Origin of the sequence: Limnothrix sp. PR1529 (assembly GCF_002742025.1) — a bacterium.
Lineage (GTDB): Bacteria > Cyanobacteriota > Cyanobacteriia > CACIAM-69d > CACIAM-69d > CACIAM-69d.
This window is the reverse complement of the sequence record NZ_LIRO01000022.1, coordinates 61,465-82,479: the sequence shown is the minus strand read 5'-3', so window position 1 is coordinate 82,479 and position 21,015 is coordinate 61,465. Positions and strand designations below refer to the sequence as shown.

Genomic DNA, 21,015 nt, shown 5'->3' with positions numbered 1-21,015 from the left:
TTAACCCATGCGATGCACCAACCCTGATTGCGCAAGCCCGCTGCTGATCATCCATCAGCAATCAGCCCAACAGACTTGCTTCGGCCCAAGAAAAGATTCCTGACGATTTGATCCTAGCTTTCAGGGTTCTGGACTGGGGAGTCTTTTCTTGAGTTTTGATGAGTTTTGCGATCGCCCCTAGGTTGTTAAGGGTGCTGGATCAACGGCCGAAGACTCAGCCAGGGCCGGCCGTTGCTCGATCGGGATGGTGATCACAAATGTGGCTCCCTGGCCCGGCTCCGTCACACATTCCAGCGATCCCTTGTGGCGATCGGCCACCACCTGATAGGAGATGGACAGCCCCATCCCCGTTCCCTTGCCTACGGGCTTTGTTGTGAAAAATGCATCAAAAATCTTGGATTGGGCCGCCGTGGCAATTCCCGGGCCGTTGTCGGTAATTCGGATTTGGAGCTGATTGGGGTCAAGCAGGGCCGTGGCGATCGTAATTTGTGGATCCAATGTGCCAGACTCTTCCAACGCATCGATCGCATTCACCAACAGGTTCATAAACACCTGATTGAGCTGACCCGCATAGCATTCCACCGCAGGCATGGCCGGATCATATTCGCGGTGGATGAGGATGGCCGGCTGGGTGTCGCTGCCCTTCAAGCGATGGTTCAAAATCGTCAGGGTGCTGTCAATGCCTTCGTGGATGTCCACCCGCTTCAGATCCGATTCATCCAACCGGGAAAAAATCCGCAACGATTGCACGATGCCGCAAATGCGCTCGGAACCAATTTCCATGGATTTCAGAAGTTGCGGCAAGTCGTCCTCCAGAAATTCCAGGTCGATCGCCTCGGCATAGGCCGTCAAGGTGGGGGAGAGTTCCGGTTGCTCCTGGTGCAATAACTCTAAAAAACCCAACAGGCCATGGATGTAGTCCTTTGCATGGCCCAAATTGCCGTAAATGAAGTTGATCGGGTTGTTGATTTCGTGGGCCACGCCGGCCACCAACTGCCCCAGGCTGGACATTTTTTCGGACTGCACAACCTGCACCTGCGCCTTTTGCACCTGTTCTAAAGCTTTGGACAGTTCGGCGGTGCGCTCCAGCACCCGTTGCTCCAGTTGTTCCGCCAGGCTTTGCAGTTTGGCTTCGGCCAGTTGTCGATCGAGAATTTCTTCTCGCAGCAGGCGGTTGGTTTCGCGAGTTTGGGCGATCGCCACCCGCAGCCGCATGGGTTGGCGCACCAGCAGGAAGGTCAACACCGTGCCCAGGGCGATCGCCACCACTTCGCCCACCCGCAGCCAGAGCATGGAAGTGGACACCACTGTCCAACCTTGGGCGGGCACGGCGGCCAGTTGCCAGCGCCCCGTGAGCAACGGAATTTCTAGAATCACCGGGTCGCGATCGAACACGGTGGCCGACCCAAACAGCAACCGCCCCACCCCATTGGCCCCATGCTCATAGATGGCGTATTCCGTGCTGTTGTCGTTGTTGAGCAAGTCCGCATCCGCCAGCAAGGCCAGCTCATCAAAAATCACAACCACCATGCCCAACAGGGGCGATCGACTGGAGCAGCGCCCATCGCAAACGGGGATGTAGCCCAAGTAGCGTGCCCGGTTGGTGTAGGGCTGGGGCAATCGGGAAATGAGACCACTGGGAATGAGGCGTTTAAACCGCTGTTGTTGTTGGCGGTAGTCATCCAAAACGGCTTGGGTTTCCGTGTTTGGCGGATAGGTCAGAATTTGCAGTTTTTGGGGATCATTCAGGGCCGGCGGCTGACCGGGCTGGGCCGATCGCACCAACAAGACCGCAATCACGCCCTGTTGCTGCTGCATGAGCGATCGAACAAAGGCGCTGAATTGCCCTTGGGACAGAGGCCCCGCGTTCAGCTCGTAGGGAACAATGCCTTGGGCCGTTTGAATGCGAGCGTTCAGGGCCGACTCCAGCCGGGCCCGCTTGGCGCTCAAGCGAGACAGGAGGTTGGAGCGGGCTTCTCCAACAAATCGATCGCGGGCGATATCATCCACCACCCAAGCTGCAACGGAGGACAACAGGGTGAAGGCAGCAGCGGCCAATGCGGGCACGATCGTCGATCGATTCATCAACAAAACTTCTGGGTCTGAAACCCCGCCCTTTTAGGGCGGCTTTGTACTGCAGTTGAACACATACCGAGGGACATCCGGGAATTTAAGCCTGTGGAGCAAACATAAGACCGAGAAACCTTTGGGGTGGAGGCAGTTGCTAAGAAGCAGGAATCTAAGTCGCGAGGCTTAGAGAATCCCCGTTCCTTTAGGGCGGGGAGTATGTCAATCAGAATTGCAGACTCTTGGGGGAGGTCTCAAAAGGGCTACTCAACAGCTACTCAACAGCTACTCAACAACTGGTCAAGATCCGGGGGCCAAAAACGCCTCCACTGCCGATCGCATCACGGCCACCGGGGCCGGCTGACCCAACCAGCGGGACAGGGCCACCGCCCCTTGTCGCACCAACATTTCCAACCCATCAATCGTCTGCAAGCCCCGATCGCCCGCCATTTGCAAAAAGCGAGTGGGACGAGGTGTGTAAATCAAATCGTAGGCAATGCTGCTGGGGGGCAACAGGGCCAATTGGGCGATCGAAAGGGGCGAGTCGGCCGCCAAGGGATGCATTCCCACGGGAGTCGAGTTCACCAGCAAATCGGTGGCCGGCAGCACCCGATCGAGGTCTGACCACACCAGCGTTTCTAGGGCGATCGCCAAGGGGTTTGGCGGCCCAAAGTGCTGTTGCAGGGCCGCCAGTTTTTGGGGGTCGCGCCCGGCCACCACCACCCGATCGCACCCCAACAGCTTGGCTCCAGCAATCACGGCCCGGGCCGCGCCCCCCGTGCCCAGCACCAGGGCCGTGGCCCCCTGCCAATGGGCGCGTAACGCCTTGAGCGGGGCCACAAAGCCGTCCACATCGGTGTTGGTTCCGGCCCAGCCCCGATCGGTTCGCCACAGGGTGTTGACGGCCCCGACCGATCGAGCCACATCGGAAATCTCTGCCAACAGGGGCATCACCGCCTGCTTATGGGGAATGGTGACGCTCAGGCCCAACACCTCCACGGCCGCAAAGCCATCCATCGCCTTAGTCAAGTCTGCGGGCTTGACCGGAAAAGCCACATAAACCGCATCGGCCCCCAAACTGGCGATCGCCTGGTTATGCATCACTGGCGAGAGGGAATGGCCAATGGGATCCCCAATTACGCCGAGCAATCGCGTTTTACCGGTAATGGGCGATCGATTCATATTTGAAGACACGTTTTCAAAATCTCCTGTCTCAAGGACTAATGGGCTAATGAACTAATGGATTGATGAACTAGAGGGACTACTAGATCGACGAACTAGATGAACTAATAGATCGACGAACTAATGGATTATGGATTGATGAATTGAACCATTGATGAACTGAGAAGTTTGCTTGCAGGCTTAAACACTTGCAAGCTTCAAGGCTTCAAGACTTCAAAGCTGCGCACCCAAGATTTACCAACGATCGAACTGCAAAATCCAATAGTTGAGCGCCCGCAGACGGCTGACCACCTCGACCGCCAAGGTTTGCACCATCGCCGACGGATCGAACCATTGATTATCAACCGCCATCGATCGAAAGCAACTATAGGTTGGCAAAGTTTCCACCGTGATATCCCGAGCCTGGGTGAGCCGGAATCCCGTTTCTTGGGCCAGGTTTCGATAGGAATTGAGGGTATAGCTCAAGTCAAACCCACCATAAAACCCGGCACTATCCAAAGGAGATTTGAGATTAGGCAACAGCGCTAACAAATCACTGGGCAAAAAGTCTGAAATAGCCAATTGACCACCCGGCTTCAGAACACGGCGCACCTCTTGGAAAAATCGCTGTCGATCGGGAAAGTGAAAAATACATTCCACCGCCAACACCACATCAAAAGACGCATCCGGAAAAGGCAGCTCGATCGCGTTAGCCTCCACCCATTCAATGGTGTTGTTATTTTGCGGAGTCACCCACTGTTTCGCCCGATCGAGCTGGCGCGGGTCAATGTTCACCCCCGTCAGTTGCAGGTTTGAAAATTGTTGATTCAGGCTGGCGATCGTGCCGCCAAACCCGCAGCCCACATCCAGCACCTTGGCCCCATTTTGAATCCGCGTTGTGCCATACACCTCACGGGTGAGCTGCTCGGCCGCTTCATCAAAGGCGGCGGGACTGATTTGGGCCCGATCGGGATCGGCCCAATAGCCCCAATGGACGTGGCGGCGGAAAGCCGTTTGCACAGCGGGCGATCGATCCAGCAAGCCCAACAAAGCATCGAAGTAGGGCAGATTAACCGTTGAGGTAGCCATAGATTTTCAGCGACTGACCGCGAGGTGATTACAGCGAGGGTGACAGCAATGGCAAAACTCAACATTGAAACTCAACGTTGGAGCCACAAGCGATTGAAGGCAATTGAAAGCAATTGTATGTGTCCATTCAACCTAACCCACCGGTTGATTAACGCTCTGAATTCCGGCCGACAACCTCTCCCGGGCGATCGGTTCGCGGGCCCAGTCAATCCCCTACACTAAGAGCCGAACTGTGCAGGCTTGGTGTCGAGTCTATGGACAAAGGAACGCTGGTTGAATTGCGACTCGATGACGAGCGGGTGTTGGCCACAATCGATCGCCCAGAAGGCAAAAAACTCTTCATCGCGATCGGCGAGCAGGGCAAAAACCACAAGATCCGTCCCCAGGATGTGACCTACACCGTTGGGGGTGGGTTTCAGCCCGCCGACATTGCTGCCTTTCGAGCCGCCACAGCGCCTTACTTTGACCCCGACAGTTTGGAAGTGGCTTGGGAACTGCTGTGCGAGGAAGACAACCGCGCCGTGGATGCCAAGGAACTGAGCCTCATTCTTTTTTCGGAAGCTTCGCCGGTCACTTGTTACGCTGCTCACCGGATGCTGAGCGAGGATAAGCTATTTTTTAAGCAGAAGGGCGATCGCTACGAACCTCGACCCGCTAGCCAAGTCTCAGAAATGCGCCGCCAACAGGAGCTGACCCGGCAGCGAGAACAGGAACAGCAGGCCTTTTGCGAGTGGGTTCAATCGGCCATCAGCAACCCGGGCGATCGCCCCGAAATTCCCGACGATTCCCCATTTCGTCAGCGCCTTGAATTACTGGAACGGTATGCCGTCCAAGGCGATGAAATGACCAATCGATCGGCTGCGTTAGACTTACTCGCAAAGCTCGATCGCCCGACCACCGAACGCGGTGCATTTGATCTGCTTGTGGCCCTGGGCCTGTGGAGTCCCCACGAAAATTTGCACTTGCGGCGATCGCAACTGCCCACCCGTTTTTCTGCCAAGGTGCTTGATGTGGCCCGTGCGTACCTCGAATCCCCACCCCCCGATCTGGATCGCGATCGGCTCGACCTCGTTCACCTCAAAACCTACACGATCGACGACGAAAGCACCCGCGAAATTGACGACGGCCTCAGCCTCGAATTCCTCAGCGATGGCACCGAGCGCATTTGGGTACACATTGCCGATCCCACCCGCTGGCTAGAACCCGGAAACGAGCTAGACCTCGAAGCCCGCCGCCGCGCCACCACCGTCTATTTGCCCACGGGCCCCGTGCCCATGTTTCCGCACGAGCTGGCCACCGGCCCCATGAGCCTCGTGCAAGGCCGGCAATGCTGTGCCCTCAGCTTCGGCATCGTCCTTAACGAAAATGGCTCCGTCGCGGACTACCAAATTCGCGCCAGTCACGTCAAACCCACCTACCGCCTCACCTACGACGACGTGGACGAAATGCTCGATTTGGGCATCACCGACGAGCCACAACTCACAGCCCTGGCCAAGTGGGCCAAGCGCCGCGAAAGCTGGCGGGCCAGCCAAGGGGCAATCCGCATTGAAATGCCCGAAACCTCGATCGCCGTCAAGGATGACGAAATTGAAATCCGTGTCCTGGGCGATTCCACCGCACGGGGGCTGGTGGCAGAAATGATGATTCTGGCGGGGGAAGTGGCCGCCCGCTACGGCCAAGAACATAGCCTGCCGATGCCCTTCCGCAGCCAACCCCAACCGGAACTTCCCCCCGCAGAAGAATTGATGCTGTTGCCAGCGGGCCCCGTGCGCGCCTGTGCCATCCGCCGCTGTATGCCCCGCAGCGAAATGAGCACCACGCCCGCCCGCCACTCCAGTCTCGCCCTGGATACCTACACCCAAATCACATCGCCCATTCGCCGCTACACCGATCTCTTGGGTCACTTTCAAATTAAGGCGCACCTGCGAGGCGAAACCCTGCCCTTTTCGATTAACGAAATGCAGGAGTTGGTGCAAGGGGTGAGTTCCACGGCCTATGAAGCGACTTTGGTGGAGCGCCAAACCACACGCTACTGGATTTTGGAATATTTACGACGCAACCGCGGCCCTTGGCAAACACTGATGTTGCGGTGGTTGCGCGAGGATGATGGGCTGGCGGCGGTGCTGCTGGAGGATTTGGGGGTGGAGCTGGCAACGCGGTTCCATCGCGATCTGTCGCCGGGAGATCGCCTCTGGTTGGAGGTGAGCCATGCGGATCCCCGCCAAGATTCCATTCAGTTTCGGGAAACGGCGGTGGATGGAGCGCTGGCCGAATCGGTTTTGTAGCTCGGGGGCTGGGCTGAGCAAGACGAGTGATCAAAACAGGTCTGGCAAGAGGAAACTGGTCAAACCAGGCGCGCAAGAAAATGGCGCACAAGAAAATGGCGCGAAAAAAATCAAAAAATTCCTCATCCAGTTGCGTGCAAATGGCTCACCATCCCCTATAATTCTGAAGGTCAAATTTCGCGCCGGTCAAATCACTGGCTCGATCGCGGAATCTGCCTCGGGATGTAGCGCAGCTTGGTAGCGCACCTCGTTCGGGTCGAGGGGGCCGCTGGTTCGAATCCAGTCATCCCGATTGTATTTCCCAATTCACTGCTATCCAGGGTTCGCAACGCTGGATTCCCCTCCATTCTGCCTCCATAGAAACTACTGGTGCTTTCGGCGGCCCAACTGCCGATCGCCCTAGTTTTTCCATGGCTCAAACTAATCTAATGGCTCGAACTAGTGGCTCGAACTGATGGTTTAAATTTTCTTAAACCAATGGTTTAAATTTTTTTGAGGGGTTCTTGGGTTTCTGGCGTTGGCCTTCCTTGGCCTTCGGTCGCCCCTGCCCGATCGCCCAATCCCCCGAGTTGGCAAGGTGGGTTCTGCCTGGCGATCGCCCCAGTGAACTCCCCAAACGGGCAGCCCCCTTACCCATGGAGCCACCCACCATCACCCAGCAATTGAGTTAAATTATCCCTGTATTCCTGACCCCGAGGATTACCCTGGCAACAAACCAGAGGAAATGCTCCCGGACGGCTCCTAGCCATCTTTCATCATCAACCACTCGTCCCGTTCTGCACCAGAACTGGCCATGGCCTGCATGATCAGCCCGTTGTCCCACTGATCCCAATCATTCGATCTCCTTATTTTGATTTCTTATATTGGTGACAGTAAAAAATTATTAAAAATCATTCCCGATCGCGCCCCCAGCAACCCTCAAGATCGCCATTAATCGGCAAAACCCACTAGGATAGAGCCACTTCAAGCTCAAGATAGCAAAGCCCCTTTTTGTTTAACCCCATTCTGCGAAAATCGTGCGATATTACTTAGAAATTACTGCGCTCACAAACTCATCAGAGAGCACTGAAGTCCTATGCAAAATCCTTGATACTGCTCGTTATCAAACGCAATACCACGAAACTTTAGAATCATTTTTGGCTGCCATTCAGCAAAACCAGCAAGAAATTGATTGTCTCATTATTCAAGAGGATCCACTGCTTGAGCAAACCATTGAGCAGCTCTCTACCGCTAACATCATTCTTCCGGCAGTTATTTGGTGTTCCCGATCGCAGAATTTACCCAAAAAACCCTGGATTTATCATGCGGCTGAAGTAATCGCCTCAGAGCAAGACCTCGAAATCTTCCGCCGATCCATCGATCGCGCCATCAACAATTTCCTATACCTAACGCCAATCAGCTCCAACCTTGGTCAGACAAACGTTGCCCCCGCATCTGCCGTCCCTAGTAATGCAGTGAACCTGCTTGAGCAACAGAAACGACTGACAGACAAACTCAAAGAGCGCTTAGGATATTTAGGTGTGTATTACAAGCGCGAACCCAAACTTTTTCTCAGAAACCTGCCCGCCGAAGACAGGCACGCTCTCCTACAGGAATTGAGAAGCGAATATCGCGAAATTGTCCTGGCCTATTTTGCAGAGGATGGAACCGTCAATATGCGGGTCGATCGCTTTGTAGAGCAGGCTTTCTTTGCGGATATGTCTGTTTCTCAAATTGTAGAAATTCACATGGAGTTGATGGATGCCCTTGCCACTCAACTCAAGCTGGAAGGACGCAGTGAAGAAATTCTTCTAGACTATCGGCTCACGCTCATTGATATCATTGCCCACCTGTGCGAGATGTATCGACGCTCCATCCCTCGCGAGTGATGGGCCCTAATTGATCATCTAACAACACAGCGCTTGCGAATTATGCGAATCAAATTATGCGAATTAATAGATCTGTGCATCGAACAATCATCAAACAATTTTGGGCAAAGGGGGAAAACACGGCTAGCCACTTGCAATCACTCTTGTAATTCATTTTTAAATTACTGCTTTTAGATCACGCTCAGAAATAATTTTTACGTCATTTTTTAATCAAATTATCATTGATTTTCGTCAAGAATGAAGGTTTCATAGATTAATTGATTCAGATCAGGAAACTTAAGAATATTTTCTGATTACCATTTGACAATCGGGTTATTATATTAAATAAAATCAAGTTCCATGATCTTTGGGCTATTGTTCGTTTACAAGTTGGCCAAGAGCTGCTCCAGAAGCTCTAAGATTAATGCTTTGATTTTTCTGGTTTCTCCCTGTCAATCGTTGTCGTCGCAGTCGGCATCAAGCCATTTTCGCGTTCCTTCTCACGTTCTGAGTGCAGGTGACCCTATTCGGTTCAAGAGTCAATTTGACCAGTAAGTACAAGCTGTCAACAGAAGATTTCGGCATATTTCGACCAAGCTGCCATCAAGCTGCCATCAAACTGCCATTGATGAACTAAATTTTGAGGATGATGACTGGAGCGTGGTCTGCTCGATAACAGATTGGGAGTAAGTTTTCCCCAACCCTTGGGGAGAGTCCTGTGATTGGCATGGATCTGATTCCGGTTTTAGGGACTCCGGTGACCTTGCATTCTCAACGGGTCTTGTATTTACCCAAATTCCCGTGGACAGAACTTCCTAAACTCAACTCGTTGTATTGCTTATGAGTCCCCTCAAAAAAACCTACGTTCTCAAGTTATACGTAGCAGGAAATACTCCCCATTCAGTCCGTGCCCTGAAAACCCTGAAGAATATTTTGGAAGATGAGTTTCAAGGGGTTTATGCGCTGAAGGTCATCGATGTGCTAAAAAATCCCCAACTTGCTGAGGAGGATAAGATTTTAGCCACCCCAACTCTCGCAAAAATTCTGCCCCCGCCAGTGCGGAAAATTATTGGCGATTTGTCCGATCGCGAGCGGGTGTTGATTGGCCTCGACCTGCTCTATGAAGAATTGGCGGATGATGAGGCTGAATACTAGAATCAGTAGGGTTTTGCGATGGATCGTGGGATGCTGTTTAGACTCCGAGGCGATCAGGAACGGCAAAACCAACCCCCAAATGCCCGGCGGGTGGGTTCGCTCCGGTGCATCGGTTGCATCGGTGTGCCGCGATCGCGGGCCCCACACCCCGATCGACTGCCCCATCTAGCCCCAATCAGGTTCGATCCCTGTTGCGTTTAGCATTGTGCTCGGTATCATGCTCGGCAATTGAGCCTCTCCATTTGGCAATCTGGATCTGCCCCTTGGTGATGGTTAACCCCCAGGGGCCATGCCCGATCGGGTTAGGGGCCCCAACCCTCAGACACCATTTCCATTCCCTGGCTTTCCATTCCCTGGCATTTCCTTGGCACTGATGGCTGAATGACTGGCTACTCCGATAGCGTTGATTCCTTAGGAAACAGATATAAACAGATATCACTATGACCGGTGTTCAAAAAATTCGGACGATGATTGAGGGCTTTGACGACATTAGCCATGGCGGGCTGCCTGTCGGTCGAGCAACACTCGTAAGCGGAACATCTGGTACTGGGAAAACGCTAATTGCGATCCAGTTTCTTTATAACGGAATTGTTTATTTTGACGAGCCGGGCATCTTTGTCACCTTTGAGGAATCGCCCGCCGACATTATTAAGAACGCGGGCAGTTTTGGTTGGAATTTGCAACAGTTGGTCGATTCGGGGAAGCTGTTTATTTTAGATGCTTCCCCGGATCCAGAAGGGCAAGATATTGTTGGCAATTTTGACCTGTCAGCCCTGATTGAGCGCATTCAATACGCCATCCGGAAATACAAGGCCAAGCGGGTTTCGATCGACTCAATCACCGCCGTTTTTCAGCAGTATGACGCGGCTTCGGTGGTGCGTCGGGAAATCTTTCGATTGGTGGCCCGTCTGAAGCAAGTGGGCGTGACCACCATCATGACCACGGAGCGGGAACGGGAATATGGCCCCGTGGCGCGGTTTGGGGTTGAGGAATTTGTGTCGGATAACGTGGCGATCGTCCGCAACGTGCTGGAGGGGGAACGCCGTCGCCGCACGATCGAAATTCTGAAGCTGCGGGGCACAACCCATATGAAGGGAGAATATCCCTTCACCATCACCAACCAAGGAATTAGCATTTTCCCGCTGGGGGCCATGCGCCTCACTCAGCGATCGTCCAACGCGCGGGTATCATCCGGGGTGCTCACCCTCGACTCCATGTGTGGCGGCGGCTTCTTCAAGGATTCGATTATTTTGGCCACAGGCGCAACCGGTACGGGCAAAACCCTGCTGGTTAGTAAATTCATTGAAGACGCTTGCCAAAATGGCGAACGCGCCATCCTTTTTGCCTACGAAGAATCGCGGGCCCAACTCTCTCGAAACGCCTATTCCTGGGGCATTGATTTTGAGGATTTGGAAAGCCGTGGGTTGCTCAAAATTCTCTGCGCCTATCCGGAGTCAGCGGGCTTGGAAGATCACTTGCAGATCATCAAGTCTGAAATTGCTGAGTTTAAACCCTCCCGCATCGCGATCGACTCCCTTTCGGCCCTGGCGCGGGGGGTCAGCAACAACGCTTTCCGCCAATTCGTGATTGGGGTGACGGGCTTCGCCAAGCAAGAAGAAATCACCGGTTTCTTCACGAACACCACCGACCAGTTTATGGGATCCCACGCCATCACCGATTCCCATATTTCCACCATCACCGACACCATTTTGATGTTGCAGTATGTGGAAATTCGTGGGGAAATGTGCCGGGCCATTAACGTGTTCAAAATGCGAGGCTCGGAACATGACAAGGGCATTCGCGAATACACCATCAGCCGCAACGGCCCAGAAATTCGCGACTCGTTCCGCAACTACGAAAAAATCATCAGCGGTTCCCCTTCGCGGGTCAGCGTGGACGAAAAAACGGAACTGTCGCGGATTATGCGCGGGGTTCAGGAAAAGTCCACGGACTAAGCAATAGACTAATCAATTCAGGACGAGACTCACTCAGAATTAACAGAGTTCAACTCAGAGTCAACAGGATTAAGCATCAGGATTCACGGAATTAAACGGAATTAAGCAGACGAATGTAGGGCAAGATCTGGCAACCTGAAACTTTTTGCCAGACTCCTGACTCCTGTAGCCTAGGGGGGAAAGAGGCTCTAGATGATTGAGCCGAATTATGGGCTGCTTTATCGCATCACTGTTTGTCACACTGACCCAGCAAGGGCGGCGGTGGTTGCACCATCGCTGTGTTCGTTGGTGGCTGTGGGTGGGGGCGGCGATGATTGTGGCCACGATTCCCGCTTGGGCTGTGCAGGCGTTGACGTTGGATCAGGTGGATGCGATCGCCTCGCAAGTCACGGTGGTGATTGCCCAGGGGCTGCAAAAGGGAGACATTGAACAGCGCCAGGAATGGAATCCGGGATCGGGGGTGCTGGTGGCCCGGGAGGGGCAAACCTACTACGCCCTAACGGCGCTGCATGTGGTGCGGACGCGGGGCACGGTCTATGGGGTGCGCACCAGCGATGGTGAGGTGCATTTCATTGATGACGAAAGTGATCCGAGCAATATCATTCCCCTGGGCAATGAACAGGATGAAATGGGTTCCGCGATCGCGGGGATGGATTTGGCCCTGGTGCGTTTCACCAGCAATCTGGATTATCCCGTGGCGGTGATGGGCAATTCCCGGCGGATGGGGCGGGGCGATCGGGTGGTGGTGTCTGGCTGGCCCAATCCCGAGGACGACAGCGCCCGCCGTGAAAGGATTTCCAGCTCTGGGGCCTTGGTGGCCATTTCCCCCAGTCCCTTAAGCGATGGGGGCTATAGCGTGCTCTACGACAACCTGACTCGGCGGGGGATGAGCGGCGGCCCGGTGCTGAATGGGGATGGGGAGTTGGTGGGGATTCACGGCCGCGGTCGGGGTGACTCCAATGGTTGCAACCAAGGGTTGCTGGAGGTGGATGCTTCGGGGAATGATTTGGGGCGATCGCTCGGTCAAGCCTTGGAAGGAAACACCGATGCGAGCTGTGGGATGCAAACGGTACATTTCCTGAGTGCGGCGGAGGCGGCCCGCATCGTGTTGGCCTATGAGGATCCGCCCGTGGATGAGCAGTTGATTGCACGCGGCTTGGCTCAAAAGCCCAAGGCAGACACGGTGGAGGACATCTACGCGGCGTTTACCTTTGATGTGCGATCGCTCCTGCGCGATCAACCGTCGGGGGGGTGCGGCAGCGTGCTGTTAGGTGATCCTTGCGATCGACCTTTCTAGGCTCAACTTCCGCGCGAAATCGTCCTGAAGGAATGGGCCTGTGATAGTTTCGATCCGAAATCCACACCCGAGTGAAAGCCCCTGGGGTTAATCGACGGTTGGTTAGGGATTGCAGCAGGGGCGATCTGCCTGTGGTGTGTAAAGGGAGTCTGGGCAGGATGACGGCAGCAGCAGCGTTAGCAGCAGAAACAGATTCAGAAGCGGAAACCAAGGCGGCGACGGCCATCCCGCAGCCCAACATGCATCGATCAAGGCATCGATCAAGGCATCAATCAGGGCATCCATCAAGGCATGAACACCCAGTGCATGAACACTTGATCGAGGCCATCACCCCTTCAGGGCGATCGCAACGGGCGGACAGGAATCGGTGGGTTGCTGGATTCCTGTTCAGGGCCATGGTGGGATCGGCCTTGGGATCATCCCTATTGGGAGCCTTGGGAGTGCTGGTGGGACTGGTGGCGGGAACCAGCGGAGTTGCGGCCCAAACCCTGGAACCGATCGAACCCGTGGGAACTGAGCTGAGCGCCCCCGAAGCCGAGATCCCCGCCCAAGCCCAGGTCACCTCCGTTTCTGCCCTCAGCGATGTGCAACCCACCGATTGGGCATTCCAGGCCCTGCAATCCCTGGTGGAGCGCTACGGCTGTTTGGCAGGCTATCCCGATGGACTGTTTCGGGGCGATCGGCCCCTGGGCCGGTTTGAGTTTGCCGCCGGTTTAGCCGCTTGCTTAGAGGCGATTCAAACCCAGCTCGATCGAGCCACCGATGCCGCAGTGCAACGGGACGACCTGGCCGCCCTGGGCCGCCTGCAAACGGAATTTCGATCGGAACTGGAGCAGCTCACGGGACGAGTCAACCGCCTGGAAGCCACCACCACCCGCCTGGAAAGTCAGCGCTTTAGCCCCACCCTGTTGATGGGGGGCGAAACGATTTTTGGTCTGTCGGCGGCCGCGGGCGACAATCCGCCCGGTGATAACGAAAATCCCGCCACCTTTGCCCACTTGACCCGCTTGCAATTTGTCACCTCCTTCACGGGGAAAGATCGGCTGCGGCTGCAACTGGCCACGGGCAACCTGGGCAACAACGGCTATGCCAGTCGCCAATCCTTGGGCACGGATATGGCCCGCCTTTCGTTCCAAACGGATTTGGACAACAACATCCAGTTAGACCTGTTGGATTATCGATTTGCGGCCTGGGGCGATCGGGTGGTTTTGACCCTGCGGCCCGTCGGCTTTGACCTCAGCAGCGTCCTCACGGCCAACTCGCCCTTTTTTGACACCGGCCGCGGGGCCATTTCTCGGTTCGCGGAAGGCAGCCCCCTGTTTAAGCTGGCGGCCCTGGATGGGGGTGTGGGGGCAGATTGGCTGCTGTGGGAGCGGGGGCGGCTGCAATTTGCCTACGGCGCAGGCAACAGCGCCCGACCGGATCAGGGCATCTTTGGGAGCGATCGCAGCGCTTGGGGGGTGCAACTGCTGACCAAACCGGCGGCCACCTTGCTCACGGGCATCGCCTACATCAACGCCTACGACGATCGGGGCTATCTCAACACCTTCACCGGCAGCCTCAACGCCGACCTGTCCGGCAAGCTCGATTCCCCGGCCCAAATCCACGGCCTCAGCGGCACATTGCAATGGCGGCTCTCGGAAGCTCTCACCCTGGCGGCCTGGGGAGGCTGGGTTTGGACCAATTACATCGATCGGGAAGCCACGGCCTTGTCCAACACCTATGCGGTGTCCTTAGCCTGGTCAGATCCCTTTGGCCGCGAGGGCGATCTTTGGGCCTTTTTGGTGGGTCAGCCCCTGCGCTTGGTGAAAGGCACGGGCGATGTGGAAGACGATTCGGGCCAGGGAATGCACCTGGAAACCTTCTATCGGTTTAAGGTGGGCGATCGAATTTCCATCACCCCCGGCGTTTTCGTGGTCACCCAAGCGGAACATGAGGCCGATCGCGGGGCGATCGTGGTGGGAACTATCCGCACCACATTTCGATTCTGATCATTTAAGTCGTCTTGGCCAGGCCCGTTCAAGCATCACCTCAGAATCGGGCAACCGCCCAGCCTTGGGTTACGGGCCTGCGTATAGGTATGCAAATTAACCGGATTCCCACGGAAAAACCCTGGGTAAATTGATAGGGGACAGTTGAGATCGGCAGATTCATTCAGGTGCAATCCCGATTCAATTTCCCTAGCACAGGCCCACAGAACCACGAACACCACCACCAGCAGTGGCAGTCCCGAGCGGAATCGGAGACATTGGAAATGCAGACTACCGTTAACAGGTTCAGTGACCGGGGCTAATCATCCAGTTCCGTTGCTTAGTCATGCATGATCACATGATCAATCGTGCGCCATTTGGGCCACACCCTAGTAGCGTGCCAAGCTTATTTTGATAGGTCAAATCAAATGACTGTTACCGTCACCAGATCGTTAGGCAGCAAGGGGCTTAAGCCCCTTGTTACCACGACTGGCTCCGCAACTTTGACCCAAGAAATTAAGGCAGCCGCGCCACTAGGTTGTGTCACGCATGATTTGGGTCGCGCATAATTTGGGTCGCACATTACTGGGGTCACGGTCACACATTATGTGGTCACTCAATATGACCAACTATTGTGGGGTCATGCCTTTTCAAGCCATGCACTGTGGGGCCATGCATTCATTGAGTTCTGCATTAGCTATGCCATTGAGCGATCGAGTCGTGAGTAGGATTCTGGGTGGTTGATTCGTCATGCAGCACGTTCCATCAAAACCCATTTCGGCTAAGCCACGGTCTCGATCGGCGCGGGGCAGTCAGTGGGATGCATTCGTTTTCCTTGAGGTGTTCGACAACGAGGGCGGCATCCAAACCTATAACCAAAATTTGTTGACGGCCTATGCCTGTGTGGCGGAACCGAACCGCCGCGGCCGGGCCTGGATTCTGCGCGATCGCCCCATGGCTAAACCCCCGATCGGGGAAGGGCGCTTGGAATTTAACTGTTTTGGTGGGGCCAAGTCCCGGGCGATCGGGCGGTTGCAAATGCTGGCCAGCCTGGCCTGGAATCTGTGGATTGCGCCACCGCGCCAAGTGTTTTGTGGCCACATCAACCTCGTTCAGGCGATCGCCTGGATTTGCCAGATTCGGCGCATTCCCTACACGGTGCTGACCCACGGCAAGGAAGTTTGGGATCCCCTCTCGCCTCCGGCTCGCCGGGCTTTGCAGCGGGCCGATGCCCTTTGGATTGTTAGTCGCTATTCCCGCGATCGCGCCAGTCAGGCCAACCAGCTCAATCCCGATCGGGTGGATCTGATGCCCTGTCCGGTGGATGGCACGGTGTTTCGACCGGGGCCCAAACCGCCGGAACTGTTGACGCAGTATGGCCTAGCCGATTGCAAAGTGCTGATGACCGTGGCGCGGCTCTGGCCGGGCGATCGCTACAAAGGGGTGGATGTGACCATTCGGGCCCTGCCACTGATTGCCCGAGCCGTGCCCAACGTGAAATATCTGGTGATTGGTCGCGGCGAAGATCGCCCGCGATTAGAAGCCCTGGCCTGTGAGATGGGCGTGGGCGATCGGGTCGTGTTTGCGGGTTTTGTGCCCACGGAGGCCCTGCCGGACTTTTACCGAGCCGCCGACCTCTACGTCATGCCCTCCCAAGAGGGATTTGGTATTGCTTATCTGGAAGCCATGGCCACGGGCGTACCGGTTATTTCCGGCGATGACGACGGTTCCGCCGACCCCTTGCAGGATGGTCGATTGGGGTGGCGGGTTCCCCACCGGGATTCGGAGGCCGTGGCCCGCGCCGCCATTGCTGCCTTGACGACCAGGGGCGATCGCCGTTGTGATGGGGCATGGCTGCGGCAAGAGGCCCTTGGCCTGTTTGGGGTGGATGCCTTTCGCGATCGCCTGCACCAGCTCCTGAACCGCAGTCCACAACGCGGCCCTCGCAAACCCTAGGTTCAGGGAATCCTCGAATCCTCAATCTCGCAATTTTCGATCGCCCCATTTTCAATCTCGCAATCTCTTGATCGCCTGATCGCCCCATTTCGATCGCCCAATTCCTAAATCTCTGAACCCTGGATTCGCCCCATTTTTCGATCTTCAAGCCCTCGACTTCCCCAATCTTTCGATTCCCCAATGTTGTGCTATGGGCGCTTTATCCCCGGAACCTCTCCCCACTGAGTCGCCAGCTTCAGAAACCCCAACTCCAGCCAGCCAAACTCCAGCTAGCCAAACTCCAAACTCAGCAACACCAGACTCACCCACTCCAAACGCCCAAACTTCCGAGTTCCCAGGCCCAGAAACCAACGCACGGGAACCCTTAATTTCTGCGATCATTTGCACCCACAATCGAGCGGAGTATCTGGGCGGGGCGATCGATAGTCTGCTGAGCCAAGATTGCGGTGCAGTGCTCCCCTACGAAATTGTGGTGGTGGACAATGCTTCCACCGATCGCACGCGGGAAGTGGTGGAAGCACGCCTGATTCACCCCCGCTTGCGCTACGTTTACGAGTCGATCACAGGCTTGTCTGTGGCCCGCAATGCCGGAGCCAAAGCCGCCCGCAGTCATTTGCTCGCCTATTTGGACGACGACGCAGAGGCCAGCCCCCAATGGTTGCGGATGCTCTACGAAGCATTTGCCCAAAACGATCGCCTGGCCATTGCCGGAGGGCGCGTTACCCTGCTGTGGCCCCCGGGGCGATCGCGCCCGCGCTGGCTTTCCGATGGCATGACTGAACCCTTGGGGGCCTATGATTTGGGCGATCAACCGATCATCATTCACAATCCGGGACAAACGCCGCGCGGCTTGAATTATGCAATTCGTCGGTCTTTTCTCGATCGGGTGGGCGGTTTTGACCCCAGCCTAGGGCGCGTGGGGAAAAAACTGCTGTCGAACGAAGAACTAATGATGACCGAACGGGCGATCGAGCTGAACTGGCAAGTGGGCTACATTCCCGCCGCCCATGCCGCCCACAACGTTGCCCCAGAGCGATTGAGTCCCCGGTGGTTTTTAAATCGCGCCTGGTGGCAAGGCATCAGCGAGTGCTATCGCGAACAACTGGCCGGGCGGGCGGGTTTGCGTCAGTTTGGCTTGGCGGGCGATCGGTTCCTGCGGGGCCTCTGGAAAGCCCTCCGCCACTGGCGGGATCCTGCCATTCGTTTTGACAACCTGGTCTATGCCTATGGTCAGTTGGGCTACCTGTGGGCCATTCTTCGCACCCTCATGGGTCGTCAGGCATTATAGGCTTGGCCCCGTGATCATCGTCGATGTCCCCGTTCCCAATTACCCCTAAAATTCGCTCGATTCGGCTTCGTTTTTCGCTAAATTCCCCCTGTCTTCGCCATCCGCTGCTGTCTCACCCCCCTTCAGCATGACCATTCATCCGCAACAAATCACCAGCAACACGGTTCCCGTTTCCGTGCTCATTCCGGCCAAAAACGAAGAGGCCAATCTGCCCGCCTGTCTCGAAAGCGTGGCTCGGGCCGACGAAATTTTTGTGGTGGATTCCCAAAGCGACGATCGCAGCGTTGAGATTTGCGAAAGCTACGGCGCAACCATCGTGCAATTTCAGTTCAACGGTCGTTGGCCCAAAAAGAAAAATTGGTCGCTGGAAAATCTGCCCTTTCGGAATGAATGGGTTTTGATTGTGGATTGCGATGAGCGAATTACCCCGGAGCTATGGGACGAAATTGCTGAGGCGATCGCCCGTCCCGGTTTTGCAGGCTACTATCTCAACCGCCGCGTCTTTTTCCTAGGGAAATGGATTCGCTATGGGGGTAAATATCCCGATTGGAATCTGCGACTGTTTAAGCATCAATCGGGGCGCTACGAAAACCTGGGAACCGAAGAAATTCGCAACACGGGAGACAACGAGGTTCATGAGCATGTTTTGATCAACCCAAGCCATGGCCAAGTGGGCTATCTCAAGGAAGACATGCTGCATATTGACTTCCGGGATATTTACCAATGGCTAGCTCGTCACAATCGCTATTCCAATTGGGAAGCCCAGGTCTATTTAAACCTATTAGAAGGGCGCGGCAAAGACGGAACCTTGAAGGGCAATCTGTTTGGAAATGCCGTGGAACGGAAGCGGGCCCTGAAGCGGCTGTGGGTGCGGTTGCCCATGAAACCCTTCATTCGGTTTGTGCTGTTTTATATTATTCGGCTGGGATTTTTGGATGGTTATCCCGGTTATGTGTATGGCCGATTGCTGAGTCAGTATGAGTTTCAAATTGGGGTTAAGCTCTATGAATTGCGCAAGTCGGGCGGGCAGTTGAACCAACAGCAAAAACCCAAATCCAGTCCCCGATCGGCTTCGTCGTCAATCCATTCCTGAGGCATCGCCTATGACTGTGCCCCATAATTTTGAGCGGGCAACCCAATCCTATGCCCACCACGATCGGGTGAATCCTGTGGTGACCGATGAGCCAGCTTGGTTTGATCTCAGTCGCTATGATCAATCTTGGTTCGATCGGGGGCGGCCCGGCTGGTTTATTTTGTTGTGGTGGTTCATTCAAGGTACTTTGTTTCCCCTCTCTCCCCACCCGGCCAATGGGTTTCGCTGTTGGTTATTGCGTTGTTTTGGGGCAAAGATTGGTAAGCGCGTGGTGATTCGATCGAGCGCTCGATTTACCTATCCTTGGAAAGTAAAAATTGGTGATTGGTCTTGGGTTGGCGATCAGGTCACGTTCTACAGTCTTGATCGCATTGAAGTGGGTTCCCACTGCATCATTTCCCAAGGTAGCTATCTTTGCACCGGCAGTCATGACATTCGCGATCGCGCCTTTGGGTTGTTGGTGGAACCGGTGGTGATTGGTAATGGCACTTGGGTCGCAACGGACTGTTTTGTGGCTCCCGGCGTGAGCATTGGCGCAAACAGCATCATCGGCGCAAGAAGCACAGTACTGATGAATATTCCCGCTCGATCAATCGCTTGGGGAAATCCTTGCAAACCTCAACGATCGCGATCGCTCGATCGGGACCAGTCATCCTCCACAATTCCATCCCAATAGGCACTGATTAATTGAGATTAATCAATATCAATCGACACCCAATCACCCAGTAGATCAAGTTTGCTGATTGAACGAATCAACACCCATCGAAGCCAGCAGTAATTCTGCCCCGTAACGCACCGGATCCGTACAGGGGCGATCGGTCAAGGCCGCCACCCGATCGCACTCGGCCCTTGCTTCCGCGTCCGACAGGTGAGCCGTGTTCAGGGCGATCGCTGCTACGGGCACTGCTGCATAGGTTCCGGCTGCTCGTGCCACCGCTTCGTAAAGGGCCACCACGTCCGGTAATGGCGGAATCGGGCAATGGGGCAAATCTCGCAAATGAACTTGACCAGCCCGATGCACCAAAATCAAATGGGTGGGCTGCGATCCCCGCAATAATGGCAAGGTGGCCGTTGATCCCGGGTGCAGCAACGATCCCTGTCCCTCGATCGCCAACAGATCCGCCTCACCTAAGCCCCCCGCGTCTTGGGCCGCCTGCAACAGGGCCCGCTCCACCGCCCCCGCCGCAAAATCCACCCGCACCGCATCCAGGGCCACCGCCTGCCCGGCAATCATCAACCCCGCTTGACCCGTGCCCACAAAATGCGCTTGTCGGCCCTGGCGGCGGGCTGCTCGGCACAGTTCCAAGGTGGTGGACATCTTCCCGATCGCCATATCTGTACCCACGGTTAAAACCCGCACCCCCGGCAGCAACCGCGCCAACCCCGACCCGATCGTCAGGCCCGTTGGTTCCACCCGCACATCCCAAATCCATTGCCCCGGCTGTTGGCAAACCACCCAATCGGGCGCTTGACTGAGGGGACGATGCAGGCCATTCACCAGGGAAACCCCAGCCCGCAGCGCCTCCTTCAGTTCCGTTTCCCATTCCGTCGGCAAAATTCCCCCCGAAGGCGCAATCCCAATCAGCAACGTATCGACCCCTAGGGCGATCGCCTCCTGCGCACTGGCCACCACGGGAACCGGGCGATCGATCCCCGTTAAAGCAACCAGACTGGCACCGGCCGCATCGCGATCGATCACCGCCACCACCTCCGCCGCGCTGTAGCGCAAGAAGGCGAGACCCGTTTTGCCCCGTGGGCCCCGCAGTCCCTCATGCAACAAAACCCCTACCCGTCGCCCCGCCAAGCGCGGATTCAGAAAGTCCATTGATATTTCTCAACTACGGATGCTTGG

Annotated in this window: 15 protein-coding genes and 1 tRNA gene; 12 read left to right on the top strand and 4 right to left on the bottom strand. The window is 55.6% G+C overall.

Annotation, left to right across the window (positions count from 1 at the left end; all coding sequences use genetic code 11):
- Window positions 1-177: 177 nt before the first annotated feature.
- From AMR42_RS04080 to AMR42_RS04070, 3 genes are all read right to left on the bottom strand, one after another.
- The gene (locus AMR42_RS04080; RefSeq protein WP_099532188.1) at window positions 178-2,085 is read right to left on the bottom strand and encodes an ATP-binding protein; all 1,908 of its coding nucleotides are present in this window, start codon (window positions 2,083-2,085) and stop codon (window positions 178-180) included.
- A gap of 282 nt (window positions 2,086-2,367) precedes the next feature.
- Window positions 2,368-3,249, bottom strand: a complete 882-nt coding sequence (locus AMR42_RS04075; protein WP_099532187.1) for a shikimate dehydrogenase — start codon at window positions 3,247-3,249, stop codon at window positions 2,368-2,370.
- Between the two features lie 234 nt (window positions 3,250-3,483).
- Window positions 3,484-4,317, bottom strand: a complete 834-nt coding sequence (locus AMR42_RS04070) for a class I SAM-dependent methyltransferase (protein ID WP_099532186.1) — start codon at window positions 4,315-4,317, stop codon at window positions 3,484-3,486.
- Between the two features lie 254 nt (window positions 4,318-4,571).
- Between AMR42_RS04070 and AMR42_RS04065 the strand changes: the two genes are divergently transcribed.
- The 12 genes from AMR42_RS04065 (at window position 4,572) to hpsU (ending at window position 19,839) form a co-directional block, all read left to right on the top strand.
- On the top strand, window positions 4,572-6,602 hold the full coding sequence (locus AMR42_RS04065) for a ribonuclease catalytic domain-containing protein (protein WP_099532185.1): 2,031 nt from the start codon (window positions 4,572-4,574) through the stop codon (window positions 6,600-6,602).
- Between the two features lie 218 nt (window positions 6,603-6,820).
- A tRNA-Pro gene (locus AMR42_RS04060) sits at window positions 6,821-6,894 on the top strand.
- 211 nt (window positions 6,895-7,105) lie between these two features.
- Window positions 7,106-7,273, top strand: coding sequence for a hypothetical protein (locus tag AMR42_RS20200; RefSeq protein WP_158234343.1), 168 nt, complete (start codon window positions 7,106-7,108; stop codon window positions 7,271-7,273).
- 345 nt (window positions 7,274-7,618) lie between these two features.
- Window positions 7,619-8,470 (top strand): circadian clock protein KaiA, encoded by an 852-nt coding sequence (locus tag AMR42_RS04055; RefSeq protein WP_158234342.1) that lies wholly within the window; start codon window positions 7,619-7,621, stop codon window positions 8,468-8,470.
- Between the two features lie 819 nt (window positions 8,471-9,289).
- A complete protein-coding gene (kaiB, locus tag AMR42_RS04050; protein WP_099532183.1) occupies window positions 9,290-9,604 on the top strand; it encodes a circadian clock protein KaiB in 315 nt (104 codons plus the stop codon).
- A gap of 440 nt (window positions 9,605-10,044) precedes the next feature.
- The gene (gene kaiC, locus AMR42_RS04045; protein WP_099532182.1) at window positions 10,045-11,559 is read left to right on the top strand and encodes a circadian clock protein KaiC; all 1,515 of its coding nucleotides are present in this window, start codon (window positions 10,045-10,047) and stop codon (window positions 11,557-11,559) included.
- Between the two features lie 208 nt (window positions 11,560-11,767).
- Window positions 11,768-12,856 carry a serine protease gene (locus AMR42_RS04040; protein ID WP_199858078.1) on the top strand — a complete coding sequence of 363 codons (1,089 nt, stop codon included), beginning with the start codon at window positions 11,768-11,770 and terminating at the stop codon, window positions 12,854-12,856.
- Between the two features lie 302 nt (window positions 12,857-13,158).
- Window positions 13,159-14,847 (top strand): iron uptake porin, encoded by a 1,689-nt coding sequence (locus tag AMR42_RS04035; RefSeq protein WP_158234341.1) that lies wholly within the window; start codon window positions 13,159-13,161, stop codon window positions 14,845-14,847.
- A gap of 729 nt (window positions 14,848-15,576) precedes the next feature.
- Entirely contained in the window at window positions 15,577-16,782 is a 1,206-nt protein-coding gene (locus AMR42_RS04030; protein ID WP_099532180.1) for a glycosyltransferase, read from the top strand.
- Between the two features lie 190 nt (window positions 16,783-16,972).
- Window positions 16,973-18,070 (top strand): glycosyltransferase family 2 protein, encoded by a 1,098-nt coding sequence (locus AMR42_RS04025; protein ID WP_099532179.1) that lies wholly within the window; start codon window positions 16,973-16,975, stop codon window positions 18,068-18,070.
- A 127-nt stretch (window positions 18,071-18,197) separates the two neighbouring features.
- Window positions 18,198-19,163 carry a glycosyltransferase family 2 protein gene (locus AMR42_RS04020; RefSeq protein ID WP_099532178.1) on the top strand — a complete coding sequence of 322 codons (966 nt, stop codon included), beginning with the start codon at window positions 18,198-18,200 and terminating at the stop codon, window positions 19,161-19,163.
- A gap of 10 nt (window positions 19,164-19,173) precedes the next feature.
- On the top strand, window positions 19,174-19,839 hold the full coding sequence (hpsU, locus tag AMR42_RS04015) for a hormogonium polysaccharide biosynthesis acetyltransferase HpsU (protein WP_099532177.1): 666 nt from the start codon (window positions 19,174-19,176) through the stop codon (window positions 19,837-19,839).
- 54 nt (window positions 19,840-19,893) lie between these two features.
- On the opposite strand, the gene AMR42_RS04010 is transcribed toward hpsU, so the two are convergent.
- Window positions 19,894-20,988 carry a DUF1611 domain-containing protein gene (locus AMR42_RS04010; protein ID WP_099532176.1) on the bottom strand — a complete coding sequence of 365 codons (1,095 nt, stop codon included), beginning with the start codon at window positions 20,986-20,988 and terminating at the stop codon, window positions 19,894-19,896.
- Window positions 20,989-21,015: the final 27 nt, after the last annotated feature.

Excerpts from the sequence above, each read along its gene's own strand:
- AMR42_RS04080 (WP_099532188.1), bottom strand. The coding sequence starts at position 2,085 with ATGAATCGATCGACGATCGTGCCCGCATTGGCCGCTGCTGCCTTCACC.
- AMR42_RS04075 (WP_099532187.1), bottom strand. The coding sequence starts at position 3,249 with ATGAATCGATCGCCCATTACCGGTAAAACGCGATTGCTCGGCGTAATT.
- AMR42_RS04070 (WP_099532186.1), bottom strand. The coding sequence starts at position 4,317 with ATGGCTACCTCAACGGTTAATCTGCCCTACTTCGATGCTTTGTTGGGC.
- AMR42_RS04065 (WP_099532185.1), top strand. The coding sequence starts at position 4,572 with ATGGACAAAGGAACGCTGGTTGAATTGCGACTCGATGACGAGCGGGTG.
- kaiB (WP_099532183.1), top strand. The coding sequence starts at position 9,290 with ATGAGTCCCCTCAAAAAAACCTACGTTCTCAAGTTATACGTAGCAGGA.
- kaiC (WP_099532182.1), top strand. The coding sequence starts at position 10,045 with ATGACCGGTGTTCAAAAAATTCGGACGATGATTGAGGGCTTTGACGAC.
- AMR42_RS04040 (WP_199858078.1), top strand. The coding sequence starts at position 11,768 with ATGGGCTGCTTTATCGCATCACTGTTTGTCACACTGACCCAGCAAGGG.
- AMR42_RS04030 (WP_099532180.1), top strand. The coding sequence starts at position 15,577 with ATGCAGCACGTTCCATCAAAACCCATTTCGGCTAAGCCACGGTCTCGA.
- AMR42_RS04025 (WP_099532179.1), top strand. The coding sequence starts at position 16,973 with ATGGGCGCTTTATCCCCGGAACCTCTCCCCACTGAGTCGCCAGCTTCA.
- AMR42_RS04020 (WP_099532178.1), top strand. The coding sequence starts at position 18,198 with ATGACCATTCATCCGCAACAAATCACCAGCAACACGGTTCCCGTTTCC.
- hpsU (WP_099532177.1), top strand. The coding sequence starts at position 19,174 with ATGACTGTGCCCCATAATTTTGAGCGGGCAACCCAATCCTATGCCCAC.
- AMR42_RS04010 (WP_099532176.1), bottom strand. The coding sequence starts at position 20,988 with ATGGACTTTCTGAATCCGCGCTTGGCGGGGCGACGGGTAGGGGTTTTG.